The sequence below is a fragment of the Micromonospora sp. TSRI0369 genome, assembly GCF_001905625.1.
GTDB lineage: Bacteria > Actinomycetota > Actinomycetes > Mycobacteriales > Micromonosporaceae > Micromonospora > Micromonospora echinospora_A.
Genome location: NZ_LIVU01000002.1, coordinates 320,383 through 345,238, shown reverse-complemented (window position 1 = coordinate 345,238; position 24,856 = coordinate 320,383). Strand labels below are relative to the sequence as shown.

General features: G+C 72.4%; 22 protein-coding genes. 13 read left to right on the top strand and 9 right to left on the bottom strand.

All coding sequences use genetic code 11. The annotated features are described in order from the left end of the window. Positions 1–36 precede the first annotated feature (36 nt). Positions 37–861: an SAM-dependent methyltransferase gene (locus AMK25_RS06880; protein WP_073827290.1), complete on the bottom strand. Its 825-nt coding sequence runs from the start codon at positions 859–861 to the stop codon at positions 37–39. Positions 862–1,021: 160 nt separating this feature from the next. Here AMK25_RS06880 and AMK25_RS06875 point away from each other — a divergent pair, with 160 nt between their 5' ends. The 3 genes from AMK25_RS06875 to AMK25_RS06865 are packed head-to-tail and all read left to right on the top strand — an operon-like array spanning position 1,022 to position 3,379. Then, positions 1,022–2,026: an ATP-binding cassette domain-containing protein gene (locus AMK25_RS06875; RefSeq protein WP_073827289.1), complete on the top strand. Its 1,005-nt coding sequence runs from the start codon at positions 1,022–1,024 to the stop codon at positions 2,024–2,026. Then, complete coding sequence (locus AMK25_RS06870; protein WP_073827288.1) at positions 2,023–2,847, top strand: ABC transporter permease; 825 nt, start codon at positions 2,023–2,025, stop codon at positions 2,845–2,847. The genes AMK25_RS06875 and AMK25_RS06870 overlap by 4 nt, the downstream gene beginning before the upstream one ends. A 55-nt stretch (positions 2,848–2,902) precedes the next feature. Continuing rightward, positions 2,903–3,379 carry an SRPBCC family protein gene (locus AMK25_RS06865; protein WP_225980486.1) on the top strand — a complete coding sequence of 159 codons (477 nt, stop codon included), beginning with the start codon at positions 2,903–2,905 and terminating at the stop codon, positions 3,377–3,379. 44 nt (positions 3,380–3,423) lie between these two features. Here the strand turns inward: AMK25_RS06865 and AMK25_RS06860 are convergent, their stop codons facing one another. Further along, positions 3,424–4,827 carry an NDP-hexose 2,3-dehydratase family protein gene (locus tag AMK25_RS06860; RefSeq protein ID WP_073827287.1) on the bottom strand — a complete coding sequence of 468 codons (1,404 nt, stop codon included), beginning with the start codon at positions 4,825–4,827 and terminating at the stop codon, positions 3,424–3,426. Positions 4,828–4,918: 91 nt separating this feature from the next. On the opposite strand from AMK25_RS06860, the gene AMK25_RS06855 reads away from it, so the two are divergent. Both AMK25_RS06855 and AMK25_RS06850 read left to right on the top strand, forming a co-directional pair. Then, on the top strand, positions 4,919–5,647 hold the full coding sequence (locus tag AMK25_RS06855) for a DUF899 family protein (protein ID WP_073827286.1): 729 nt from the start codon (positions 4,919–4,921) through the stop codon (positions 5,645–5,647). A gap of 17 nt (positions 5,648–5,664) precedes the next feature. Beyond that, positions 5,665–7,473, top strand: coding sequence for a hypothetical protein (locus tag AMK25_RS06850; protein WP_143194705.1), 1,809 nt, complete (start codon positions 5,665–5,667; stop codon positions 7,471–7,473). Between the two features lie 33 nt (positions 7,474–7,506). Here AMK25_RS06850 and AMK25_RS06845 read toward each other — a convergent pair whose 3' ends face one another. Together AMK25_RS06845 and AMK25_RS06840 are read right to left on the bottom strand one after the other, a co-directional pair. After that, positions 7,507–8,370: a DUF6745 domain-containing protein gene (locus tag AMK25_RS06845; RefSeq protein ID WP_073827284.1), complete on the bottom strand. Its 864-nt coding sequence runs from the start codon at positions 8,368–8,370 to the stop codon at positions 7,507–7,509. Beyond that, positions 8,367–9,605, bottom strand: a complete 1,239-nt coding sequence (locus AMK25_RS06840) for a hypothetical protein (RefSeq protein WP_241826270.1) — start codon at positions 9,603–9,605, stop codon at positions 8,367–8,369. The genes AMK25_RS06845 and AMK25_RS06840 overlap by 4 nt, the downstream gene beginning before the upstream one ends. A 128-nt stretch (positions 9,606–9,733) precedes the next feature. Between AMK25_RS06840 and AMK25_RS06835 the strand changes: the two genes are divergently transcribed. Then, entirely contained in the window at positions 9,734–11,305 is a 1,572-nt protein-coding gene (locus AMK25_RS06835) for a nucleotidyl transferase AbiEii/AbiGii toxin family protein (protein ID WP_073827283.1), read from the top strand. Positions 11,306–11,402: 97 nt separating this feature from the next. On the opposite strand, the gene AMK25_RS06830 is transcribed toward AMK25_RS06835, so the two are convergent. Next, a complete protein-coding gene (locus tag AMK25_RS06830; protein ID WP_073827282.1) occupies positions 11,403–12,299 on the bottom strand; it encodes an alpha/beta hydrolase in 897 nt (298 codons plus the stop codon). Positions 12,300–12,343: 44 nt separating this feature from the next. Here AMK25_RS06830 and AMK25_RS06825 point away from each other — a divergent pair, with 44 nt between their 5' ends. After that, on the top strand, positions 12,344–13,060 hold the full coding sequence (locus AMK25_RS06825) for a TetR family transcriptional regulator (protein ID WP_158070662.1): 717 nt from the start codon (positions 12,344–12,346) through the stop codon (positions 13,058–13,060). Here AMK25_RS06825 and AMK25_RS06820 read toward each other — a convergent pair. Both AMK25_RS06820 and AMK25_RS31850 read right to left on the bottom strand, forming a co-directional pair. After that, a complete protein-coding gene (locus AMK25_RS06820; RefSeq protein WP_241826269.1) occupies positions 13,047–13,313 on the bottom strand; it encodes a hypothetical protein in 267 nt (88 codons plus the stop codon). The two genes, AMK25_RS06825 and AMK25_RS06820, sit on opposite strands and share 14 nt — an antisense overlap. Before the next feature lie 919 nt (positions 13,314–14,232). Continuing rightward, on the bottom strand, positions 14,233–14,862 hold the full coding sequence (locus AMK25_RS31850) for a hypothetical protein (protein ID WP_143194704.1): 630 nt from the start codon (positions 14,860–14,862) through the stop codon (positions 14,233–14,235). Positions 14,863–15,141: 279 nt separating this feature from the next. Here AMK25_RS31850 and AMK25_RS06815 point away from each other — a divergent pair, with 279 nt between their 5' ends. The 5 genes from AMK25_RS06815 (at position 15,142) to AMK25_RS06795 (ending at position 22,032) form a co-directional block, all read left to right on the top strand. After that, positions 15,142–16,896, top strand: coding sequence for a hypothetical protein (locus AMK25_RS06815; protein WP_073827280.1), 1,755 nt, complete (start codon positions 15,142–15,144; stop codon positions 16,894–16,896). Beyond that, entirely contained in the window at positions 16,893–18,548 is a 1,656-nt protein-coding gene (locus AMK25_RS06810) for a hypothetical protein (RefSeq protein ID WP_073827279.1), read from the top strand. Before AMK25_RS06815 ends, AMK25_RS06810 begins: the two co-directional genes overlap by 4 nt. Next, the gene (locus AMK25_RS06805) at positions 18,545–21,067 is read left to right on the top strand and encodes a hypothetical protein (protein ID WP_073827278.1); all 2,523 of its coding nucleotides are present in this window, start codon (positions 18,545–18,547) and stop codon (positions 21,065–21,067) included. The genes AMK25_RS06810 and AMK25_RS06805 overlap by 4 nt, the downstream gene beginning before the upstream one ends. Positions 21,068–21,247: 180 nt before the next feature. Then, complete coding sequence (locus tag AMK25_RS06800) at positions 21,248–21,526, top strand: hypothetical protein (protein ID WP_073827277.1); 279 nt, start codon at positions 21,248–21,250, stop codon at positions 21,524–21,526. Positions 21,527–21,627: 101 nt separating this feature from the next. Further along, entirely contained in the window at positions 21,628–22,032 is a 405-nt protein-coding gene (locus tag AMK25_RS06795) for a DoxX family protein (RefSeq protein ID WP_073827276.1), read from the top strand. 36 nt (positions 22,033–22,068) lie between these two features. On the opposite strand, the gene AMK25_RS06790 is transcribed toward AMK25_RS06795, so the two are convergent. Both AMK25_RS06790 and AMK25_RS06785 read right to left on the bottom strand, forming a co-directional pair. Further along, positions 22,069–23,196, bottom strand: a complete 1,128-nt coding sequence (locus AMK25_RS06790) for a glycoside hydrolase family 53 protein (protein WP_073827275.1) — start codon at positions 23,194–23,196, stop codon at positions 22,069–22,071. A gap of 11 nt (positions 23,197–23,207) precedes the next feature. Next, the gene (locus AMK25_RS06785; RefSeq protein ID WP_073827274.1) at positions 23,208–24,389 is read right to left on the bottom strand and encodes a cellulose binding domain-containing protein; all 1,182 of its coding nucleotides are present in this window, start codon (positions 24,387–24,389) and stop codon (positions 23,208–23,210) included. 176 nt (positions 24,390–24,565) lie between these two features. Here AMK25_RS06785 and AMK25_RS06780 point away from each other — a divergent pair, with 176 nt between their 5' ends. Next, positions 24,566–24,844, top strand: coding sequence for an FmdB family zinc ribbon protein (locus tag AMK25_RS06780; RefSeq protein WP_073827273.1), 279 nt, complete (start codon positions 24,566–24,568; stop codon positions 24,842–24,844). Positions 24,845–24,856: the final 12 nt, after the last annotated feature.

Sequence of the window (24,856 nt, the reverse complement as noted above, 5' to 3'; positions counted from 1 at the left end):
CTGTTTCCTTCGGACACCGGTGCGCCGCCGGCCGGTTCAGCGCGGCTTGTGGGCGGCGATGACGACGCAGCCGACCTTGGTGCGCAGGACGTCGAGCACGGCCGGCATCTCGGCGAGGAAGGCGTCGATCTTCTCGGCCCCGTGCGCGGCGGCGAGCGTCTCGCGCCGCTGCTGCACCCGCTCGTGGTACGCGGGGAACGAGCGGCTGATCTTGTCGCCGCAGCTGAGGAACTCGTCCACCACGAAGCCGGCGTCGCGGACCATGTCGAACGCGGCCATCGGCGGGCCGGGCGGGGCGAGTGTGAAGTCGGTGAGGATCTGCCGGTCCCGCTCGGTGAGCGGGGCGTCCTCGGCGAGGTCGGTGAGCACGAGCCGGCCGCCCGGCTTGAGCACGCGGCGGATCTCGGCGAGCCACTGCCGGCGGTCCTGCGCGTGCACCAGGGACTCGAAGGCGAGCACCTTGTCGAAGGAGGCGTCCGGGTAGCTCAGCGCGGCGGCGTCGCCCAGCTCGAAGCGGACCTGGCCGCGCAGCCCGGACTCGTTCACCCGTTCCCGGGCCCGCTTGAGGTGCTCGGTGCTGTTGGTGATGCCGGTGATGTCGGCGTCGCTGCGCTGGCCGAGCCGGATCGCCGGCTCACCGGCGCCGCATCCGACGTCGAGCAGCCGCTCGCCCGGGCGCAGCGCGAGCCGGTCGCCGACGATGTCGGTGAACCGGTTGATGGCCTCCAGGAAGGGCGTGCGGTCGTCGTCGTCCTCCCACCAGCCGAAGTGGATGTTCCCGCCGAGCACCTCGACGGCCCAGGCGCCGTCGTCGTAGATCTCCGCCACCTCGTCGATGTCGGTCAGCTCGCGTGTGGACACGTCCGCTCCTCACTCTCGCGGCAACTTGCTGCTTGAGAATGCTATAGCTATCGACCGGCGGGTGTCCATGCGAGGATCACGTGGCAAAGGAACGCGCGACGCGCGGATCAAGGGGCGTGACCGGAGCGAAACGTCCTGCTACTATATGTTTGTGAACACAATGTCGCGTACGGCTGGCTTGTCCGCACAGCAGACCGACAGTCCCGCCATCGAGGTCACCCGATTGCGCAAATCCTACGGTGAGGTGCGCGCGCTCGACGGAGTCGACCTGCGCGTGTCGGCCGGAAGCGTGTTCGGGGTGCTCGGCCCCAACGGCGCCGGCAAGACGACGATCGTCCGCACCCTCGCCACGCTCGTCCCGCCCGACAGCGGCGAGGTCCGCGTGCTCGGCCACGACGTGGTGCGCGAGGCCGGGGCGATCCGCGACCGGATCGGGCTGACCGGGCAGTACTCGTCGGTCGACGAGGAACTGTCCGGCCTGGACAACCTCGTCCTGCTCTCCCGGCTGCGCGGCTTCTCCTGGGGCGCGGCACGCCGCCGCGCCGGGGAGCTGCTCGCCACGTTCGACCTGGAGGAGGCCGCCGGCCGGCTGGTCCGGACCTACTCCGGCGGCATGCGCCGGCGGCTCGACATCGCCAGCAGCATGGTCGTGACGCCCGACCTGATGTTCCTCGACGAGCCGACGACCGGGCTCGACCCGCACAGCCGCAACCAGGTGTGGGAACTCGTCCGGGGCATGGTCGGCGAGGGCGCCACGGTGCTGCTCACCACGCAGTACCTCGACGAGGCCGACCAGCTCGCCGACCGGATCGCGGTCGTCGACCACGGCCGGGTCATCGCCGAGGGCACGCCGGTGGAGCTGAAGCGGTCGGTCGGTTCGAGCGTGCTGCGGGTGCGGTTGCGCGACGCCGGGGCGCGGGAGACGGCCGAGCGGATGCTGGCCGAGGCGCTGGGCGCCGCGGTGCACGCCGGCGCCGACCCGCTGGAGCTGACCGCGCAGGTGTCGGCCGAGGAGGAGGCCACCAGGGCGCTGGCCGCCCTCGCCGGGGCCGGCGTCGGGCTGGCCGAGTACGCCTTCGGCCACGCCACCCTGGACCAGGTGTTCCTCGCCCTCACCGGGCACCGGGCGGACGGCCCGCGGACCGAGACCGAGGAGGCGGCGTGAGCAGCGTGGTGGAGGCCGGCACCGGCCGTGGGGTGTCGGCGCTGGCCGCGGCGCGGCCGGCGCGTCCCGGCGCGTTGTCGTCCACGCTCACCTTCGCGTGGCGGGCGGTGCAGAAGGTACGCCGTGACCCGACGCAGATCCTCGAGGCGCTCGGCGTGCCGATCATGTTCACGCTCGTCTTCGGCTTCCTGTTCGGCGGCGCCCTGGCCGGTTCGACGTCGAGCTACATGCAGTTCTACATCCCGGGCATCGTGGTCTTCACCGGGATCATGATCAGCATGCGGATCGGCGCGGTGGTCAACCTGGACAACTCCCGGGAGGTGACCGACCGCTTCCGCGCGCTCGCCATCTGGCGTCCCGCCGCGATCGTCGGCACGCTGCTCGGCAACAACGTGCTCTACGTCGTCGGCTGCGCGGTCGCCGTGGCGGTCGGGCTCGCGGTCGGTTTCCGGCCCGACGGCGGCGTGCTCGGCGTCCTCGCCACGATCCTGATCACCCTGGTGTTCGTCTTCTCCTTCTCCTGGGTGTACGTCGTCTTCGGGCTCGCCCTGAAGTCACCGACCGCCGCGCTGAGCGCCTGCCAGGCGATCGTCTTCCCGGTGTCGTTCGTCAGCAACTTCTTCGTGCCGCAGGAGACTCTGCCCGGCTGGCTGCAGGCGGTGGTCGGCCTGAACCCGTTCGCGTTGACCATCACCGCCGCGCGCGGTCTGGCCCACGGCACGGCGACCGCCGGTGAGGTCGGCGCGGCGCTGGCCGGCTGCGCGGCGCTGGTGGCCGTCTTCGCGCCGCTCTCCATGTTCCTCTACCGCCGGCGGGCCTGACCCGCCACCGTTTGTACGCAGTGCCGATGACACGAGAAGGGAACACGGCTGACCCGTGGACAGCGACCGTTTGACCCAACCGCCTGCCGTCACCGCGCAGATGCTCATCCGCAAGCCCGTCGCCGAGGTCTTCCAGGCGTTCGCGGACCCGGCGGTGACCACGAAGTTCTGGTTCACCAGGAGCAGCGGCCGGCTCGAGCCCGGCGCCACGGTCACCTGGGACTGGGAGATGTACGGCGTCTCCACAGTGGTGACCGTCAAGGACGTCGAGGAGAACAGCCGCATCCTTGCCGAGTGGGACCCGGAGTCCCCCACCCAGCTCGAATGGCGGTTCCTGCCGGGCGAGGGTGACACGACGCTGGTCCGGATCACCGAGACCGGTTTCACCGGCACCGCCGACCAGGCCGTGGGGAAGGCGATCGACTCCATGGGCGGGTTCACCATGGTGCTCTGCGCCTGCAAGGCGCTGCTGGAGCAGGGTGTGCTGCTCAACGCGGTGGGCGACGCCCACCCGGCCGGCTTCGGCGACTGACCGCCGTGGCGGCGGGCGGACCGGGAGCGGCCCGGTCCGCCCGCTCAGCCGGCGTCGAGCAGCCCGCGCAGGCAGGCGACCAGGCTGCGCGCCGAGACGTTCACGTAGTTGCTGTGCCGCAGCAACTCCGAGACCTGGTGCAGGGTCACCCAGCGGTACTGGTCGCTCTCCAGGTCGGCGTCGTCGGTCTCCACCACGAGATAGCTGCTGCGGGCACGGTAGAGCCGTCCGCCCTCCTCGGAGAGGACCGCGCGGAACCGGACCCGCTCCGGCGGCGCGCCGAGCACCTGGTCCAGGAAGGGCGGACGCGCCGCGGCGGGCAGGTAGTCGAGCGTGGCGGGCGTGCACTGGACCGTCGGCGCCAGCTCCACGACGTCGACGAAGCCCGCTTCGACCCGGGCGTGCGCCAGCACGTGCAGCACACCGTCGAGGCGGGTGGCCAGGAACGCCACCACCCCCTGGCCGCAGGGCCGCAGCATCGGCTGCGACCAGCTCGCCACCTCGCGCCCCTCGGCGTCCACGTCCACGCCGATGACCTCGAAGAACAGCCCGCTGTCGTGACGCAGGGAGACCTCGCCGAGATGCCACGCCGCGCGTCCGCGCAGCGCCGTCCGGTCGGCGCCCACCTCGGTGCGGCTGCGGACGTCGGTGATCCAGTGCAGCAGCTCGCCGGTGCGGTGCCGGCTGCCCGTACCGGGCCGGCAGGAGCGGCGCAGCGCGGCCGTGAAGGCGTCCTGCGCCGGGCCCGCCGCCCGGGCCGTCAGCTCCGCCGGCAGGCACGAGAGCACGGTACGGGTGTCCATGTTGACCAGGTCGTCGTGGCGGAGGAGCCGGTGCAGCTGGGCGAGGCTGAGCCAGCGGAACCCGGGCGGCGGCACGATGTCCTCGTCGGTGAGGACCACCATGTTGCGGTTGCGTTTGCGCAGGAACCAGGACCCGTGCTCGGACTGGCGGACGTCCACGAGCACCCGACGCGGGTCCGGGTCGCGGAAGTGGTGCAGGAACGGCACCGGGCGGCCGCCGTGCACACCGGTCCAGTTGCTCCGGGTGGCCTGGACGGTGGGCGCGATCTGGTGGCCGTCCTGGTTGCCGGGCTCCGCCTTGGCCTGCACCAGCACCCGCAGCGTGTCGCCGTCGCGGCGGGCGAGCAGACCGAGGATGCCCACTTCCGGCTGGTGCAGCACCGGCTGGTCCCAGCGGGGCACGGCCGCGCCCGGCACCTCGACGGAAAGCCCCTCCACCCGGAAGAACCGGCCGCTGCCGTGGGCCAGGACTCCGGTGTCGGCGTCCTGGTGCCAGCCGCGCAGGCCGGCCAGGGGCACCACGTCCACGCGCATCCCGGCCCGGCGGCGCCACCCGGCGAGCCACTCGTGGATGTCGGCGTCGGGGTCGGCAGTGGCGAGCGGGTCGTGCTGCGGCAGCCATGTTGGCGCGGTCGTCTCCGTCACGCATGCCCCCTTTGTCGACACCTACCCGTAATTCACTTCTATATTCTATAGCGAATGACCGGCGTTGGTGCGGGTCGAGGAAGGACGGAGAATGACCGACGACGGGACCGGACCGCCGCCGCTGCCGATGTGGCCGGACGGCGCCGACGCCGGGTACGTGGCGGCGCGGCTGCGCCTGGCCGAGGCGGAACGCCGCCTGCGTGACGAGGTCGAGCGGGTCGCCGCCGCCCGGCGGGAACTGCCGCCCGGCGCGCCGGTGGCAGACGTCGCGCTCACCGAGGGACCGGCCGACCTGACCGCGCCCGGCCCGCTGCGTCCCGTCCGGCTCTCCGCGCTCTTCGGCGCGCACCACACGCTCGTCGTCTACCACCTGATGTTCCACCCGGAGGCCGACGCCGCCTGCCCGATGTGCTCGCTGTGGGTGGACGGGTTCCACGGCGTCGCGCACCACATCCAGCAGCACGCCGCGTTCGTGGTGGTCGGCAAGGCCCCGGCGGCGAAGCTGCGCGCCTGGGGCGCCCGGCGCGGCTGGGACGGCCTGCGGCTGCTCTCCAGCCACGGCACCGGCTTCAACGCCGACCTGCGCGCCGAGCACCCGAACGGCGACCAGCGCCCGATGGTCAGCGTGCTGATCCGTGCCGGCGACGGCATCCGGCACTTCTACAGCCAGCCGGCCAACTTCGTCGACGGCGCCGAGCGCGGCATCGACCTGCTCTCTCCGGTGTGGAACGTGCTCGACCTGCTGCCGCAGGGCCGCGGCGACTGGTACGCCGCGAACACGTACCCCCGGGTGGCCGCCCCGGCCGATCGATCCGTGTGACAGCCGAGGAGCCACGAGTGCCCGACCGCACCCCGACATCACGTACCGCCGACTGTCGGCGGGGCGTGCCCCGCGCGGCCGGACGGCTTGCCGGCGCGGCCCTCGCCGGAGTGGCGGCCATGCTGCTCGCGGCGGGGCCGGCCCACGCCGCGGACGGCGGCGGCGTCGCGCCGGCCGCCACCGGGTTCGCCGCGCTGCTCGCCTTCGCCGCGACGGCCACCACGGCCGGACTGGTGCTGCTGCGACCGCTCGGCGCTCCGGCACCACGCCACCTGACCGCCGCAACGGTGACCGCCGCCGTCGCGCACCTGCTCACCCTCGGCCTGGGCGGTGACGCGCCCGCCGCCGGGACGCTCGCGCTCGCGGCGGCCTGCCTCGCCCTGCTGCCGTACGCGGGGCGGCGCGCGGTCGGCGTACCCCTGGCCCTGCTCGTGTGCGCCGGGGCCGGCCTGCTGGCGCTGCCCACGGCGAGGGTCGCGGAGGCGGTGGCCGCCGCCGGACACGGGGTCGCCGCCGCGGTGCTGCTGGGCGGCGTCGCCACAGTGCTCGGCGCGCAGCCGGCCCGGCGGCGCGTCGCCCACCGGGCCGCGCCCGTGATGCTCGCCGCCGTCACCGCCGAGGCGGCGGCCGGCGCGGTGCGGCTCGGCGCCGGCCAGGGCGCCCTCGGCCCGGAAGGCCCCGGATGGGCCGGCCCGGCGCGCTGGGTCTGCCTCGCGGTCGCCGTGGCCGGGGCCGTGGGCCTGGGCGCCGGCCTGCGACGCCGACGGCAGCCGGACCGGACGTTGCTGCCCGGGCAGGCGGTCGTGCTGCCGGCTGTCGTCATCCTCGCCGTCACCGCGACCGCCGTGGTGCTGCCCGCATCACCCGGCCGTCCCGGCGCGCCCCTGCTCGTCGCGCTGGACAACGGCGACCGGGGCATCCCGCTGATGGTGGTGCCGCAGCGACCCGGCTGGAACCTCGTGCACGTCGGCGCCGAGGGCGTCTCGGTCGGACTGCGGCCGGACCGGCTCTCCCCCGTGACCCGGCTGCCCGGCGCCACGAACGGCTGGTCCCTCGTGCACCTTCCGCCCGGCCCGAGCCGGCTGCACGTCGCGTACGGGGGACGCGACGCCGTCGTCCGGCTGGACGCCGGAGCGGCCGGCGGCGCCGGTCCCGACCTGCGCGGCCCGGACGGGCCGGAGTGCGTCAGCGCAGCCCTCGGCGCACTGCTCCGGGGCGGCTCGCAGCCGCTGTCGCGCTGCCCGGCGGACGCCCTCTCCCCCGGCGACCGCGAAGACCTCGACGCCACAGTGGCCTTCCTCGCGCCCCGGGCCGAGGGCGCCGTCAGCGTCGTCGGCGACACCTCGGCCCGCTCCGTCGCGGCGGTCGCCGCCGTCACCGCGGCCGCGCGGCGCGCCGGGCTGCGGGTCGTACCCCCGGGGACCGGACGGCATCCGACGCTCGTGGTCACCGGCTGGGCCGCGGCGGAGGCGGCGCTGCGCGACGCCGCGCGCGGGCCGGGCGCGACGCTCGGCACCTACCTGGCCCCCTGGCTGCTCACCGCCGGGGTGCTGCGCCCCGCCACCGGGCAGATGCTCGCGCTCCGGTTCGACCCGCGCGCGGAGCCGGTCTCCCGGTACGTCACGGAGCTGGCCCGCCGCTTCCCCGGCGAACCCGCCACCGTCTCCGGCTACCTGGCCTGGCAGGGTGGCACCCCCGCCGGACCGGCCCGGATGTACGCGGCGGCAGCGGTCTCGCTGCCCGGCCCGGTCGCGCACGGCGGGCACGGCCGGTCCGGCTTCCTGCCCGGCGGCACGGTGACCGCGGTGACCGGCCCGCTCGGATAGGGACGCGCCGGACGTGAGTCCCGGCTGTCGATGTCACGTCAGTGGTTGCCAGCCGTCGCGGTAGCGCAACCCGCCCGGTCGCAGCCGGATCTGATCGTGCGCCGTACCGGGCACCGGTTCGGTTCGGACCGCTTCGGGTCGTTCCACGACGACGCAGACGTCCTCCCCCGGCCACCACCAGCCGCAGGAGCGGGCCAGGCCGGCCCAGGTGTCGAGGTGCTCGGCCTCGCCCGGCCCGTACCCGGCGAGGCCGAGCCGGCGTAGCACGTCGTAGTAGGCGATCCACGATGCGTCCTGCTGCCCGTACCAGCACACGGGCACCGGGCCGTCGCTCGCCAGCGCCCCACGCACCGGCAGGTAGAACCCGTGCGCGAGGCTCCGGTGCAGCGCCGTCCGTACTCCCTGGTGCAGCACGACCGCGAGCGGTACGCCGCTGTCCAGCGCCCGCAGCGGCGCCAGCTCGGGCCACGGCACCTTGGCCTTGCCCGTACGCGCGGGTGACAGCTCGGGATCGGTGTGCGCGACGCCCGCCCCCAGCGCGCCCCGGAGCTGGGAGACGATCATGGCGATGTCGCTCGCCAGCAGGGGTGTGCGGGGCGGCCGTGCCGCCCGGATGCGCTCGTAAAGGTGGTCGAGGTTCGGCCAGCCGCTGACCAGCGGCATCGCCTTCTCCGGCGAATCGACCCATTCGAACCGGGGCCTCGGCCGCGACGCCCTCGCGTAGACGGCGGTCAGGCACCGCTCGGCGGCCGGCCTGTCGGCCGGCTGCGTGGACAGGGCGTGGTCGAGCCATTCCTGGCGGATCCGGACGGCCTGCTGCCACAGGTTGTGCGGGTCACCGCTGCGAACGGTCTGCGGGGTCTTCGCGGCGCCGTCGCGCCGCGCGGGGGCGCTCATCGCGCCGGGGCGTCGCCGCCCTTCCGGTTGGAGATCATGGAACGACTCTGACTCACGTCGCGGCGCCGCTCAAGCGAATTCCGGCCCTCCCCGGTCATCCGCTCGTGGCCTATCGCGCCCACGAGCTGCGCCAGTTGCGGGTAGTCGCCGCGGGCCGCGCGGAGAAGGTGGTCCGCGTCGGCGTGGTTGCCGAGGTACGACTCGGCGGCCGCCCGCAGAAGGAGCGCGACGGCGCAGAGGTCGGCCGGTTCGGTGCCGGGGCGAACGTCGAGAAGCAGCGATCGCGCATCCTCGGGCCGCTGGTTGAGCAGATGAGCCAGGCTCATCGCGATCCGGGTGGAAAACACGCGCGGCTGTGTCCGGGCGGCGATCCCGGCGAGTTCCGAGATCTCCCGCACCTCCCGGCGTGCCACCGGCGAACCGGTCACCACCGCGGCGTACAGGTACCACAACCCGAACTGGACGCTCAGCATCTGCCCGATGGCGGCGGCCGCCGCCGGATCGGTGCTGCCCGCGCGAGCCAGCGCCGCGAGCCGCTCGGCCTCCTCGACCAGTTCCGCCGGCTGCATGTGCGCAGTGCTCAGCCTCTGCTGGTAGGCAGCGAGGGCCAGGAGCGGATCGCTGCCGGGGCGAGCCTGAATCCCGACCCGGTGGACGTCACCACCCGCTCGGGCAACCGCCCGCAGTGCCCTAACCACCTCCTCCTGGTAGTAGCCCGCTCGCAGCCCGTCACGGGCGGCTGCCGCAGCCCGGAGCCAGCGGAGCAGGTTGTGGCCGTCGCTGCGGGTCGAACGCTCGGGAACGAGGTTGGCCACGCCGAGCAGCGCCCCGACGAACGCGGCGCCGAGCAACGTCGACCGCGTCAAGGCCGTACCGGTGGACGCCGACGCGACGACGAGTGCCGCCGCGGCGCACAGGTTGGTCAGCGGGCCACCGAGGTAGAACAGCACCATCCGCAGCGGTAACGCCGTCATCGTCGGCGAAGGCCGGACCGACACCTCGTTGCGCCAACCGTTGAAGGGCGCGATACGGACCGCGATGACCGGCAGACCCAGCAGCTTCGCCACGACGAGGTGTCCGCACTCGTGCAGGACGAGGTGCAGCCACAACGACAGGCAGGTGAGGCCGGCGGCGACGATCGCACCCGTCACGGACTCTGTGACGAGCAGCGCGAACGCCATCGCCTCCACCGCCAGGAGGAGTGACACGGCGACCAGCCGACGGCGGAGCTTCACCGGGAGATGGTACGGCCGGACGGGCGGCGGCAGGGGTACACGCACCCTCGCGCCCGGCGACACCGCAGCCCGGCGGTACGGCCGTAAAGCCGCGGCCCGGGCTGGACGATGTGTCGTAGGCTCCGCTGATGCCTGAGGTGTCGGGGGATTTCGAGATCCATGTGACGGCCCAGCCACACGCGACGGAGGCGCTGTCCGCCTTCGCCGCACGGCACGGGCTCAAGTTCGTCCACATCGTCCTCGACCGCGGCGCGTACGCCTCCCAGCCGATGCTCACCGTCACCGGGCGCGGCACGCTCGCCCAGCAGGAGGCCACGGCACAGCGCTGGCACGACGAGTTGCGGGCGGCCGGTGTCCACGTGAGCCGCACGAAGATCGAAGCGGCGCCCTGGTGTGCCGGCGTGCCCCGGTCGGACGAGCAGGCAGCGGCCGAGCCGGACGGCCGGTACTTTGAGCATCACGTCAAACTGCTGCTGCCCGCGCCGACGGTGGCGCAGCTCCTGGCGCTCACCGACCTGGTCGAGCCGCACGGGGCACGGCTGTCCCGCAACGCACGCCGGGAACGGGCCGACGGTGTGCAGGAGCGGTTCGTGACCCAGCGCTGCCGCGGCGTCGGGCTCACCACGGCCGAGCGGCGCCTGGCCGACCTCGTCGCCGCCGTCTCCGCCGCCGGCTTCGAGGTCGCGGCGGTGGAGCAGGAGTACGTGGTGTTCGACAGCAGCCCGGTCTGCGACTACGGCTGGTTGGACGTGCCGCAAGGCCGGATCGACCGGTGGGCGGTGGAGCGGGAGAACACCATGAGATCCGCCCCGGCGGGCTCCCGGGACTTCCCGCCGACCTACCGGCCCCTGCCGGCCGGCGCGCCCGTCCGCCAGCGGGCGGCGTTCGATCCCGCCCTCAAGCACTATCCGCACGCGTACCGGGCCGGTGAGCCCGACTTCCTCGTGCCCGCCACCGGCGAGCGGTGGACCGCCGGCCGGCGCGCCGCGCTCGCACACGTGCTGGCGGCGATCGCTGCGACGCCCGTGAGCCGCCACCTCGTGCTCCGGGGCAGCGTCCTCATGGCCGCCCAGGTCGGCGCCGCCGCCCGCGAGCCGGGCGATGTCGACTTCGTCGTCGTGCCGCACACGGTCACCAGCGACAGCGCCGACGCCCGCGCGCTGCTCGACGACGTCAAGGCCGCGATCCGGTACGCGCCCGGCGCCGGCCTGCGACCGGACCGGATCAGCGAGGCGGCCATCTGGACGTACGAGCGAGCCGACGGTCGCCGCCTCGTCGTCCCGTTCCGCGTGGACGGCGCGCCGGACGGCCACGTACAGATCGACGTCGTCTTCGGCGAGCAGCTCCCGCTCCCGCCGGAGACGGTGACGCTTCCGGGCGTCGCCCGACCGGTGCTGGGCGCGCCCGCCGAGCTGGCGCTGGCCTGGAAGCTGATGTGGCTGGCCACCGACGCGTACCCGCAGGGCAAGGACCTCTACGACGCGGTCCTGCTGGCCGAGACCACGAGCGTGGACCGGGACCTCGTCCGCCGGCTGATGCGACCGGAGCTGGGCGCCGAGGCCGACGCCCTCACCGCCGAGACCGTGCTGACGTGGGGCATCGACTGGGAGAACTTCGTCGACGAGTACCCGGGCGTCGAGGGCACCGCCGAGGAGTGGACGAGGCGGCTGGCGCTGGCCCTCGAACGCGCCTGGGCCTGACCGCGCCGTCCCGGGCCTGACCGGTCGTGTCGTCGGCTCCTGACGGCGTCCGGCCGGCCGCGACGTCGGACGGGGGATCCAGCTCCGTCGACGACCTCTACGGGAGGGCGAGCGCCTCCCGGATGAAGGCGATCTGGTCCGACGCGACTGCCTGCCGCGTCCGCGGGTCGGTGTAGAAGGAGAAGTGCGTACCCGGATAAACCTTGAGCCGCCCGCGCGGGGCGCGATCGGCGAGCTGGCTGCTCAGCTCCTGCGGCGTCTCCGCGTCGTCGGCGGCGAGGCAGACCAGCAGCGGCACGGTCAGCCGCGCCGCCGCGTCCGCCGGACGGTAACGCATCATCCGCAGGGTCGCGCGGGGTGCCACCTGGTTGCGCCACAGCGAGTCCCCGCCGGCCAGCGTGCTGATGTGCTCCTTGGCCTCCGCCGCGTTGGTGATCGCGATCTCGCCCGGTTCACCGACGAGTGGGATGTAGTGCGGCGCCAGGCCGAGCCTGCCCCGTAGCGCGTCCCGCAGGATGGCCGCCGTGAGCCGCAGGCTCTGCGCCGTCGACCGGCCCTCGACGCGGCGCGGGAACCCGTTGAACGGGATCTGCGCCACCACTGCGGCGATCCGCGGGTCGTCGGCCGCCACGGTGATCGCGTGGGCTCCGCCGAGGGAGTTGCCCCACAGGACGACCCGGTCGGCGTCGACCGCACCGCCGGCCCGGGCACAGGCCACCGCCGCGCGCACATCGGCGAGCTGGCCGTCGATGTCGACGACCTGCCGCGGATCGCCGTCGCTCCGCCCGAAGCTGCCGTAGTCGAACACCATTGCCGCGAGCCCGGCGGCGGCGAACACCTCGGCCCAGCCGGACAGCCGGTCCGCGGTGCTGCCGAAGCCGGCGCACATCACGACGCAGGGCGCCGGATGCGATCCCTCCGGCCGGTACAGGCGGCCGGCTCGCCGGCCACCGTTGCTCGCGAAGGACACGTCGACAGCAGTAACCTGACCCACGGTCAGAATGATAGCAACTTTACTTACCGATGGTAGGGAGCGGCGTGACGAGGCAGCGGATCCTGGCGGTCGCGGCGGCCCTGTTCGCCGAACGCGGATACCGGGCCACCTCCATGCAGGAGATCGCCGACCGGGTCGGCATCACGAAGGCCGCGCTCTACTACCATTTCGCCGCCAAAGAGGACGTGCTCCACGAGCTGACCGGCCCGGTGCTCGACGAACTGGAGCAGGCGCTGAACGAGGCGGAGGCCGCCGGCGACCCGGAGACGGTGCGCTGGCGTGCGATCGAGGCGTTCCTCGACGTGCACCTGCGCCACCGGGACACGCTGCTCATGCTGGTCCGCGACATGACGCTGCTCGTGCAGGCGCCGGTCGCCGACCGCTTCCGGGCCGCGATCGCCCTGGCCAACACGCTCGTCAGCGGCCCCCGGCCGGCGCTCGCCCAGCGCGTACGCGCGGCTCAGGTGGTCGCCGGGCTCGCCGATCCCGTGGTGTTGTTCCGGGACGTGCCACCTGCCCGGCTGCGGCGGCTGATCCTCGACGGCGTCCGCACGCTGCTCGCGGCGGAGGACCCGGCCGCGGGCGGCGTTCCCGAGCCGGGTACGCCCCGCCGGGCCGGCGGCCGGCCGGCGGCGTTGACGGCCGCGGACGCGCAGGAGGTACGCCGCCTGCGGGAGACCGGCCGGCTCGGCGTCGACGAGCTGGCCGATCGATACGGCGTCTCGCGCGCCACTATCTACCGGGTTCTCAAAACTCGGTAGGGTTTCGCAACACAAGTTTTGAGACAGTGCCGCCTGCCCGTGCCGCCGCCAGGAGAATGCCGTTGAGGCCCTCCTCGAAGAGCACGTCGTCGTCCCATCGGGCGCCGTCGAGATGGCCGGAGGCGTCGAGAGTCGGATAGGCGCCGGCGTTCGCGGCGACATGGGCGCGGGCCGCGGCTCTCGCTTCGGGGTCCGCGAACCGATGCCAGGTGGCTTCGGTGAGCGCGGCGCCGATGACGTAGTTGGCCACCATTCGCGTGGCCACCGCGAGCGGAAGTCCGCTACAGCCGCCGCGCACCAGCGCCGACTGCAGGAACTCGGTACGGGCCAGGACGTTTCGGTCCGAGCATCGGACGCCCGACCAGCCCCGGTGCCCAGGGATGGTCCAGCATGGCACCACGTGCAACTGCTCTACGACGTCGAGGTCTACTCCGACACGGTCCTCTGAGCACCCCGCGCTCGCACCACGCAGACGGCGACGGAATCTCATAAAGGTCACTTGAGCTGGCAGAGGAAAAGGATGAAACGGGCTCAATAAGATGACCCGTCGCCTCACTGGGATCATGCTGCCCGCCAACCCTTCGGGTACGCCTGTTAGCGGCGCGCGCGTAAACCTGACCGCTGTTGTCGGATCGCGGTCAGCCACATTGACTTGGATGGCACCACATGGCTGATCGTTGAGGTGGCGATGAGTCTTGCCGCGCTGCCGCCCGACCTGCCTTCTCGCGTCCGTGCCGTCACTTCTTGCCGCACTGGCTCACGAGCTAGTGTCGGGCTTACTAGACAAGTCGGAAACTCCTAGTACGACTTGATGCCGCGACGACCCCTCGCAGGGTCTGAGGTCACTTGCGCGGGCAGTTGCGCTTATCGTGCCCGTGGTAGTAACACACGCTGCAACGCCCAGCGTTGGGCGAGACTCCGCACGACCGCTTGTCGTGACCTTGTTCACCGCACCAAGAGCAAGTGCGGGTGCCGCTCGCGCTCATCTTAGTCCTTTTTGTCACCCTAGCTCGCCACACCGCATGGCGACTAACGTCGCTGCATGTGTTCAGCGTGTTCGCGGAAGGAACTGTATCGTTTGCGCGGCTCGCGGCCAAGAGGTTGCCCGGACTTCTACGCGGTCTTCGTTTCCTCGCCACCTTGGGTGCGGCGCGGCACCGCTACGTAGCCTGTCATTCAGGCGGGATGCTGTATGGAGCTTGGCGGCCTGCAGGATCGTCGGTGGAACCTTCGGGCAGTTTTAGGTTGAGCTTTCCGGCAGCCGACAGTGCCTTCAGGGTCGCCAAAACCGCGTGATCGCGGTACTGCTTGTTCGCAGCGAGTCTCACGACCCTGTCAACTACATCCCGCACGCCATAAACTTCAATCAGTCCACCCCCCACCACCTGGTTTGCGCACCAGCCCCGGATCCGCTCTTCGTCGATACCCCGAGTAGGCCCAGCAAAGCGGCCAACATAAAATCGGAGGTATACCTGGGATGGGCTGTACCCGTAACTTTTGGCGGCGGCGAGGATCACCGCTTCTCGCACCACGAGGTCGTTGAGCAGCGCGTATAACTTGCGGGCCCGAATATTGTCGGTCGACCCGAGAACATGGTCGGCGACGACTCCACGAGAGCCGAACGCCGACTTCACGGAAGCGAGGACAAGGCGATCTGACCGCGCACCCACAAGGTCGACCTCATAGCCGTGAGTTTGCAGACCGCTGGGCGTCTGACGAGACACCGGGAACTTAATCGCCCCGGACACCACCAGTTGTTCGTCCTCGAGGGCAAGCGCCACCATGGACTCGAACGCTTCCATGAAGGTGACCCTACTGCCCTGACCAACCTCGCGAGTCGCGAGGATCTCAGTCGTGTCGCGATGGGGCGAATCACTCGCACCTCTGGCCAACAAGCACGAATACCCACCATTTCACCGCCGCCGACGTCCTCGTAGGCCCGTTACAGGTGCGGGTCAGACCCGCGGCGTCATCTCCGACTGCGATCACCTCGCCGCCTCCGACTGCCGACGGCCGACTGGCACGCACCTGACAGCGACATCCGGCGCGCATCCGTACGCTTCTGGCGGAGGTGATCCGCTGTGGTGAACCAGCTGGAGATCCTCACCCGGGCCGCGGACGACCTCGCCGAGGTGCTCGACGACGCCCGCCTGACAGTGGAGGACCCCGACTACTGGGGCTCCGAGTGGTTCGAGTTCTGGCGGGGCAATCCCCTGCTCCCGACATGCGTCATGGTCGACTTCCTCGGCAACGTGCTGCACGTACGCCGGGAAGCGACCACATTCGCCGACGAGCGGCTCACCCTCACGTACCTTCCCTCGTGGTTCGCCGCGGCCCTCGACGCCGTGCCGGCCCGGGCGCTCGCGCGGCTGCGCTCCGGTCCGGGCGCCGAGACCGTCGTCGCGCAGGTCAGTGACCGCGACCTGGCGGTGCCGCTGCGGGTCGAGGTGCGGGTCGAACACGCCACCGCCACCCGTATCGAGCTGTTTTCCGCGGGCGTGGCGCCACCGCCCGGGATCAGCGTCCGCCACGCGGTGCCGCCGCAGATCAGCTACGACGCGCGACCGTCGCAGGGCGCCCTGACCATGCGCGACGGGGTCGATCCGCAACTGCTGGCCGACGGTTCGCCGGAGGGGTACGCGGGCGTCAAGCGGGTCCACTGGATCGCCCCGTCGCTGCGGATCTCGGCGGCGCCGGGGGTCCGGATCGTGCCGGCGGAGCTGTTCCCGGTCGTCGACACCGGGTTCGACCCGCTGTCGCTCGACCTCACCTCGGGTGGCGTGGCCGCGCTGGCGTCCTCGCCGTTCTGGGGGTGGTTCGTGATGGACGCCGCCCGCCGCCGAGACGACACGACCCGCGCCCGGTCGCCGGCTGTGGTGACCAGCCAGCAGACGCTGGATCTCCAGATCGAGCGTTTCCAGAACGTCGAGGCGCTCCCGCCGCCGGGCGCGCCGAGACGGCGCAGCGGGGCGCCCGAGGCGGAGTTGTCCGCCGGCGAGTGGACGGCCGGCCCGCGGATCGAGGAGATCACCCGGCCGGACGGCGTCGACCTGCTGTTCCTCACCCCGGAGGCGGCACTCGACCTGAACCGGGCCCGCGGCGACCCGATCGCCGCGCTGGCCGCCGAGGTCGCCCCGTACGTCGCCGGCGTCCGGGGCGCGCTGCCGCCGAACCCGGCGGTGCCGGTCCACATCCGGGTAGATCCGCAGAGCCCGGACGACAGGTTCGCCTACTCGGTGACCTACCTGGACGGCGGCGAGCCGGTGGACCGGCCCTGGCTGGCGGGCCGCACCGGGAGGCGGTTCCGGCTGAGCGTGATCCGCACACCGGGGGTCTCGGTACGGGCCGGGCTGTTCTTGGGCCCGGAGGGTGCGGCACAGATCGGCGAGGTGGTCGACTTCCGCGAGCAGGAGGTGGCGGACCTCGCCGCGGTTCCGGTCGCGATCGTGGACCACGGCGCGACGCTGCGCGCGGGATCGCTGCCACCGCGCGCGGTGACACCCACCGAGATCGCCGACCTCACCGTCACGGCGATCGGGCTGCTTCCCTGGCCACCCGCGCAGGTGGTGGCGGACCTGAACGACTACGCCACGATCCTGCGGTACCTGTACGACGGCAAGGACCTCCTCGGCCGCGACATGACCCGCCTCGACCTCGCGCTGACCTGTGGCGGCGTACTCCTGCCCGAGGTGCTCGAAGTCGTCGCGCGCAAGGTCGCCCACCTGGTCACCGCCGGCGACTCCCCGGCGCGCCGCCTCGCTGCCGCGTTCGCGGCCGTCGAACCGGCCGGGCTGGCGGCGGCGACGGAGGCGGTCGCCCGGGAGGTCGCACCGTGAGAGTCGACGAGCTCGCCACTGTCGTCCGGCGCGGGCTGCACCGGGATCTCAGCGAGGCGCTGATGCACCCGGTCCTCGCGCACAGCCTCGACCAGGTCGGTGCGGTGTTCACCCGCAACGGTCACGACGCGCTCGTCGACTTCCACCGCTTCCTGTACGAGCCGTTCGAGCGGGCCAGGCGCGCCGACCCGGGCCGGTACCTGACGTTCCGGGAGTTCCTGCTCGGCGACCCCGCCGCCCGGGAGGCCCTGGAACGCATCGTCGGCCCGGACTACTTCATCCTCGCGACCGAGCAGTCCGGCCGGCGGTACTTCGACGCCCGTACGCGGCTGCTGCGGTCGCTGCGCTACGACCAGCCGGCGGTCGCGCAGTGGCTCGCCTGGGGCCAGTGGGGGCGCGACCCGGTGACCGTCGACGTCTTCGCGGACATGCCGGGGCTGCTGCCGGTGGACTTCCCGCAACGCAAGCGGATCACCCGGGGGCCGCACGCCGGCAGCGAGCGCTGGGGCTACCCGGACTGGGAGACCGGGCGTACCCGGCTGTTCCAGAACCTGGCGTACGCCGAGCTGGCGCACCGGCTTCCCGACACCGCGATCCCGCTCGACCTCAACGGGCCGGCGCTGCTCACCGCGCTGCGGCTGCCGCACGATCCGACGCCACGCCCGTTCCGCGGCATGGGCGTGCTGACGATGAGCGACCTGCAGGTGGCGCAGTTGCTGGTCGAGGGCCGCTCGCCCGCGTACCGGTCGATGCTCGTGGCGCCCGGCGCGAGCCCGCCGACGGGTTTCCTCGTCTCCCACGGGTCGGGTGGGCGGGCCGCCCGGGACGCCCGCTGGGAACTCGCGGGCCGGCTGGACGAGCCGGGCCTCCTCACCTCCAGCGAGACGCGGTTCGAGGGGCTGGTCCAGCAGCACCCGGACGCGGCCGACACGGCCCGGCCGGTGATCGGGAATCCGGACCATCCCGTCACCACGCTGAGCAATGCCGAGCTGGTGGCGGTCGCCCTGTACCGGCACGGCTGCCCCGCGATCGCGGTCCAGGCGTTCGAGGTCGAGCACCGGCGGGTGCAGCGCATGGTGTACCAGTTGGAGCGCCTCTTCCGGCGGCTGGACCAGGTCGTGGACGCCGACCTGCTCCGCCACATGTGCGGCCTGTGCGACCCGCACAACCTGCGGGTGCTGACCCCCGAGGGGCACGCCGCCGAGGACTTCTTCGCCGCGTTCTCCGGCTACCACCCGGACGCCCGGCGCGGCCTGCAGCCGGCGCGGGGAAACCGGTGGGTGCCCAACCGGGCGCGCGCCGCCGCGCTGTTCGGCGCGCCGCCGCCGTCGCCGGCCCCGCTCGCCGGGCTGAACCGGCGCGACCTCGTCGAGCCGCGCACCTTCCGGCTCGACTACGACTCGCATCGCGACATCACTCGCGCCATGAACGGGTTCTTCGGCTTCTCGCCGTACTACCTGGAACCGGTGGCGAACCTGTTCCGCGACGCCGGCGTCCGGCGAGCGCTCGGCGACCTGTTCGGGGAGCCGAACGGCGACGAGAGCATCGCCGTCTACAACGGCTTCGCCGGCTGCCTGAACGCCGCCATGCGGGCGTACGGAATGGATCCCGAGCTCATGCCCCCGCTACTGACAGACGGGAGTTGGCGATGACCGACACCACGCCACAGGCCCTGTTCCGCTTCGTCGCGGTGCGCCGGCCCGCACCGGCCGAGCCCGTACTGCCTCCGCCGTCTGTGGAGGTTCTGCTGCGCGCGTTCGACTACACCGACGCGCTGCTGCCAGTGGCCGCGCAGGCGATCCGCGAGCGCGACCGCGAGACCGCAACGGAGCTGGCGCGCGGGCTGCTCGCTGACCTGCCGTCACCGCTCGCGGTAGCGGCCCAGCGGCTGCGTGAGGTACGGCGCCGCGCCGCCGTGGACGAGACGCTCAGCCTGGGTGACCTGCGGCCCGCACCGGACGACGGCCCGCACCGCGAGGCGCTTGCCGACGTGGCCCGGCGGGCGACAAGCGTGGTCGTGCTGAACCGGTGGCTCGGCGCGACCGGTTCCCCGGCCACCACCCGGGCCACCGCCCTGCTCCGCGGCGCCACGGTGCTTCGCCTGGCGGCGCTGCCGCTCGACGACGGTTACCGGGTACGGGACCTCGTACGCGGTCAGACCCTCCGGTTGCCGGCCCTGCCGCCGTCCGCCCGGGCGGACGGTCCCGGCGAGAGGATCGCCTCGACGCCCACGCCGACGCCGACACCCACGCCGAACCCGGTGCCGGTGCCGCTTCCCCCTCCCGCGTTGCCGGTGTTCGAGGCACGGGCCCGCGTGCTCGGCCGCGGTGACCTGATGGTGGTGCGGACCGAGCACCTGCGCTACGACCTCGGCGAGATCGCCTACATCGAGAATGTGCTGCGGTCCGAGGTGCGCGGCCGGACCACAGTCGTCGACACGACCACGGGTCAGAAGGTCGTCGAGACGACCGACCTGTCCAGCGAGACCAGCCGGGAGCTGACCACCGCCGAGCGGTTCGCGCTCCAGGAGGCCGCGAGCACGACGAACACGGCCACCACCAGCCTCTCGGCGGGGGTGAGCGTGTCCGGCGGGTTCGGCCCGGTCAGCGTCGGGGTCGACGTGAACGCCAGCAACTCCACGAGCACCACCCAGAGCAACAGCTCCTCCTCCACGTACGGCAAGGACGTCACCGACCGGGCCACCGAGAGCATGCGCAGCCAGGCGTCCACGCGGACCGTCACCACCAGCCGGACCCAGGTCACCGAGACCAACAAGCACGACTTCGACAACCGGGAGGGCACGGACCACGTCCGTGGCGTCTACCGGTGGCTGAACAAGGTCGACCGTGCGCAGGTCTACAACTACGGCGAGCGGCTGCTGCTGGAGTTCGTGGTGCCGGAGCCGGCCGCGCAGCACGTCCACCTCGCCGGGGCGGCCGCGTCGGCGAACGAGCCGGTGGCTCCGCGCGCGCTGGACTTCGGTCCCGAGGACGTCACCGAGAACACCTTCGTCACGCTCGGCCGGCGCTACGACGCCACCGGGCTGCAACGGCCCCCGGACAAGGTCGTGACCGTGCCGGCGACGTTCACCTTCGCCCCGTCGATGACGACGGAGCCCGTCCATTACGACCCCGAGACGGCCCCGCCGGCGATGCTCGCCAACGGGGTCACCACGTCGCAGGTCACCATCCCCGACGGGTACGCGGCCGGCCGAGTGACGGTGTCGGTGGTGTACGGCGGGCAACTGGCAGTCGGCGACAAGCCGGATCCGGACGACGTGCCCGCGTCGACGTTCAAGCAGGCTCCGGTCAACGTCGCCGTCGGCGGCCGGCGGATCTCGATCGTGGCCGGGGACGCCGCGGAGTCCCACACCGTCGAGCTGGAGCAGCAGCTGACCGGACATCTGCCGGTGGCGATCGGATCACAGCAGGTGAACGGGCAGGCGATCGCGGTGCGGGTGATCGCCTACCGGACCCCTGAGGCGTTCAAGGCGTGGCAGCAGTCCACGTTCGACCTCATCCAGCAGGCGTTCCTGTCCCTGCAGTCCGCCTACGACACCGCCGTGTCGGTGGCGCAGGTGCGGCAGGGCTACGCCGCGAGCGCGCCGCCGGAGGTCAACCGGGCGGTCGAGGTCCGGGAACTGACCCGCGGCTGCCAGACCATCCTCACCGGGCAGGACTTCGACCAGTTCGGCGCCCTGGACACCCCGCCGGACGAGGCGCCCCGGATCGACCTCGACGAGTCGTGGGCCGAGGCCGACGCCATAGCGTTCTTCTCCGACGTCTTCGACTGGTCGCTCATGACGTACCTGTTCTACCCGTACCAGTGGGCCGGCCGGCACCGCTGGGCCGAACTCACCGCGCGCACCAGCACCGACCCGTTGTACGAGGCGTTCCTGCAAGCGGGCGCCGCGCGGGTGGTCGTGCCGGTACGGGAGGGCTTCGAACGCTCCGCCGTCCGCTACCTGCAGACCGGCAAGGTCCCCTCCTGGGGGCCGAAGCCGTGGCGCGGCGAGCCGACCAGATATCCGATGGTCGACGACCTCATCGCGGACGCCAACGACCGGCCCGACGGTGAGGTAGCTGTCGACGAGCCGTGGGAGGTGGTCTCCCCCACCTCCCTCGTCTATCTGCAGGAGGACGCCGAGCTGAACCCGGCCGTCCCCGGGTAGTGGCCGGGGAAGGCCCTGTCGACCGCTGATCGGCCCATTGGCTGGCCCCTGAAATCGGATGCGTGGCCCGGTCCATGATCAGCAGAATGAGGGCGTCCACCGGCAATGGGAGGTGATCGGCATGCCAGAGAGGCGTTAGTCCCGCGCATGGTGCGCGGGCGGCCGGAGGGCGGTCGTCACATGGCCCGTACCGACATCCACCGACACCACCGGGGCGCCTGCGACCTGGCCGAGTTCCTCGCCTCGCCCGAGTGGATCCGCACCCGTTGCTACCGCGAGGTGTCGACGCAGGCTCCCAACCTCTGCGGCTGCCGGCTCTGCACCTTCCAGGCGCACCGCAGGCTCGGACGCCGCCAGGAACGCGTCGCCTGGCGTTCGGTCCGCCGTCGGCTGCTCGCCGAGCACCGGGGCGGCGAGCGCGATCTCGACGTGCCCCCGATCCGCGGCAAGGCCTGGTAGCCGTGCGCCGGATCAGCGATGAGTTCGCCTGCCCCGGCCGGTCTGAGCTGGTGCATCCGATCGGATGCGCGAACCGGCCGACCGTCAGGAGGACGAGAGCCATGAGCGTTGTCGACACCACTCCCCCGCCCGTCGCCCGTGGGCTGCACCGCACGCTGTGGGTGCTCCAGGGCTTCCTCGGCGTCTTCTTCATAGTCGCCTCGGCCGGCCCCAAGCTGTTCGGCGAGGCGAACGCTGTGCAGTCCTTCGAGGACATGGGCGCCGCGCCGTGGTTCCGCTACTTCGTCGGCCTGGTGGAGCTGGCCGGGGGCATCGGGCTGCTGGTGCCGCGGCTCGCCGGGCTGGCCGCCGTCGGGCTGGCGCTGCTCATGATCGGCGCCGCCGTCACCCAGGCGTTCATCCTGGACGGCGGCGCGCTGGTCCTCACACCGGTGGTGCTGTTCGTGCTGTTCGTGTTCATCGCCTGGGGGCGCCGCGACTCGATCGGCCGTCTCCTCAGGCGATAGCGGGGCGGTCGACCAGGGGGTGCGTCCCGCGGCCGGTCAGGGCGTCCAGCGCACCCCCGGGTTCACCCGCCCGAACCAGTCGAAGACGGCCATGTTGTCCCACCCGTTCCCGGTGCCGTTGATGTTCGCCGGGTCCCAGCCGTTGCCGCTGACGGCATACCAGGTGGGTTCCCAGTAGAAGACCCCGATCGCGCCGGCGTTGCGGGCGGTGTTCTGGACCCAGTCGAACTGCTGGGCCTGCCCGGCCCACGTCGCGCTGATGCCGTCACAGGTGGCGTCGCCGATGACGTTCGGCTGGCCGTCCGCGTCGTCCCGGGTGAAGGGGTACGCGGTCTCCACGATCACCACCGGCTTCCCGTAGCGGTTCCGCAGGTCGACGATGTTGTTGTAGAGGTTGGCCAGGCTGCCGTGCCACATGCAGTAGTACGACAGGGCGGTGATGTCCCACTGCACGCCCTGGGCGCGGATGCCGTCGTAGAACCACCTGGCGTTGGCGTTGCTGTCGGCGTTCGCGGTGTGGATCATCACCGGGATGCCGCCACCACAGGCCTTGACCGCGTTGTAGCCCTGTTTCAGCAGGCCGGCCAGCGGGGCGAAGTCGTTGTTGACGACCTTCCCCTCGTTCCACAGCATGCCGACGTTGATCTCGTTACCGATCTGCACGCTGTCCGGCAGGGTGCCCTGCCCCCGCAGGGCGGCGCAGACGTCGTACGTGAAGGCGTACACGTCGTTGCGCAACTGGCTCAGGCTGTGACCGGCCCAGGCGGCCGGCTTGTACTGCTTGCCGGGGTCGGCCCAGGTGTCGGAGTAGTGGAAGTCGACGAGCACCTTGAGGCCCTTGGCCTTCGCGACGCGTGCCTGGGCCAGTACCTTGCTCTTGTTGTTGTAGCCGCTGGCCGGGTTGTTCCAGACGCGCAGCCGGACGTAGTTGACGCCGGCGGACCTGAGGATGTCCAGCGGGTCACGGGCGACCCCGCCGGCGTCGTAGTACTTCGCCCCCAGGTCCAGGCTGCGCTGCAACGACGACACGTCCGCGCCCCGCATGCTGAGCGTGTTCGCGGCGGCCACGGGCGCCGGCGTACCCCCGATCGTGGTGGTGAGGGCGAGGACGACGGCCGTGACGGCCCCGGCCAGGGTCCGGCGGCGGTGGTGGGGTGTGCTCACGGGATTCCCTCTCAGCCGACAGTGCAGGCAGCGCCGTTGAGCGAGAACGCGGTCGGCGGCGCGTCGCTGGCGCCCCACCGGCCCTGGAAGCCGAAGGTCGCGGATCCGTTCGGCGCGATGACGCGGTTCCAGTCGACGTTGCGGGCGGTCACCGTGGCGCCGGTCTGCCCGACCGTGGCGTTCCAGGCGTTGGTGACCTGCTGGTCGCCGGGGAATCCGAACGTGACGATCCAGCCGTCGACCGGCGCCGTCCCGGTGTTCTGGACCGTCACCGTGGCCACGAAGCCGCCGGCCCACTCGGACTGGTTCCGGTAGGTCACCCGGCAGGTTGAGGGCGGCGGTGGCGGCGGAGTGGACGTCGTGGGTGCGGTGACCGTGTTGGAGGCGATCGACACGTTGCCGGCGGCGTCCCGGGCCCGCACGTAGTACAGGGTGCGCAGCGGCGTCGACGGGGGCAGCGGCCCGGTGTACGTGGTCCCCGGCACGGTGGCGACGAGCGTCGAGGTGAACCAGCCGTCGAACCGGTAGACGTTGTACCCGAGCACGCCGACGTTGTCCGTCGACGGCTCCCAGGACAGCGTGGCGGCGGAGCCGGGCACCTCGCTGACGGTGAGGTTCTGCGGCGCGCTCGGCGGGGTGGTGTCCGGGCCGGTGTCCGTCACCGGGGTGACCACCTTCAGTTCGTCGGTGGCGGCCGAGCGGCGGCCGTCGCCGTCGCGGGCCGACACCCGGAACGAGTACTGCTGGCCCGGCTGGATGTAGTTGGTGATCGTCACGGTGGTGACGTCGCCGAGACTGAGGCTGTAGATCACGTCGTTGAACGCCTGGTAGTAGGTGATGTCGTACCCGACGACGGGGCAGCAGCCGCGCGTGGCCGCCGTCCAGGTCAGGGTGACCGACGTGGTCCGCACCTGGGTGGCGGTCAGGTTCGTGGGCGGGCTCGGCGGGAACGGCGTGGTGCTGGGCGGGTCGGGCGTCCTGGGCGTCGACGTGGGCGTCACAGTCCCGGTCGGGTCCGCGAGGGGCGCCGCGGCGCCGCCGGGCGCCGGCGCGGCAACGGGGTACGCGGTGCCGGCGCCGGCCGACGGCGCGGCGATCAGGGCGGTGCCGAGCAGTGCGGTGGACAGCACGACGGCGGCCGGCAGACCCGGCCGCAGGCGGCGGAACAGCGAGGACGACGAGACGGCAGCCATACGTCGACGATGCGCCAATACATCGATGATCGCCAACGTGTCCCACGACTCGGTCGGCGCGGTGGTCCGTCGCGAGGCCCAACCTCTGCCTCATTCGTCGTTTTCCGCCGCCTATCTGAGTAATCAGCCACAATCGGAGAGACAGGAACCGCACGCGCGACTGGACGGAAGCGGCGATGGCCACCTTCGAGTACCGCTGCCAGCAGGACGGCAACTTCGACGTCACGCTGCCGGTCGGCACCGCGGGCCCGTCGACGAGCTGCCCCCGGTGCGGGTCCCCGGCGGCACGGGTGTTCTCCGCGCCACGGCTGGCCCGCATGCCGGCGACGCTGCGCGCCGCCATGGACCGGACCGAGCGCAGCGCGGAACAGCCGGAGGTGGTCGGGCGGGTGCCCGGCCGTCGCCCGCCGCGCCGCTCGACGAACCCGGCCCACGCCCGCCTACCCCGATGGTGACCACGAGAAGGG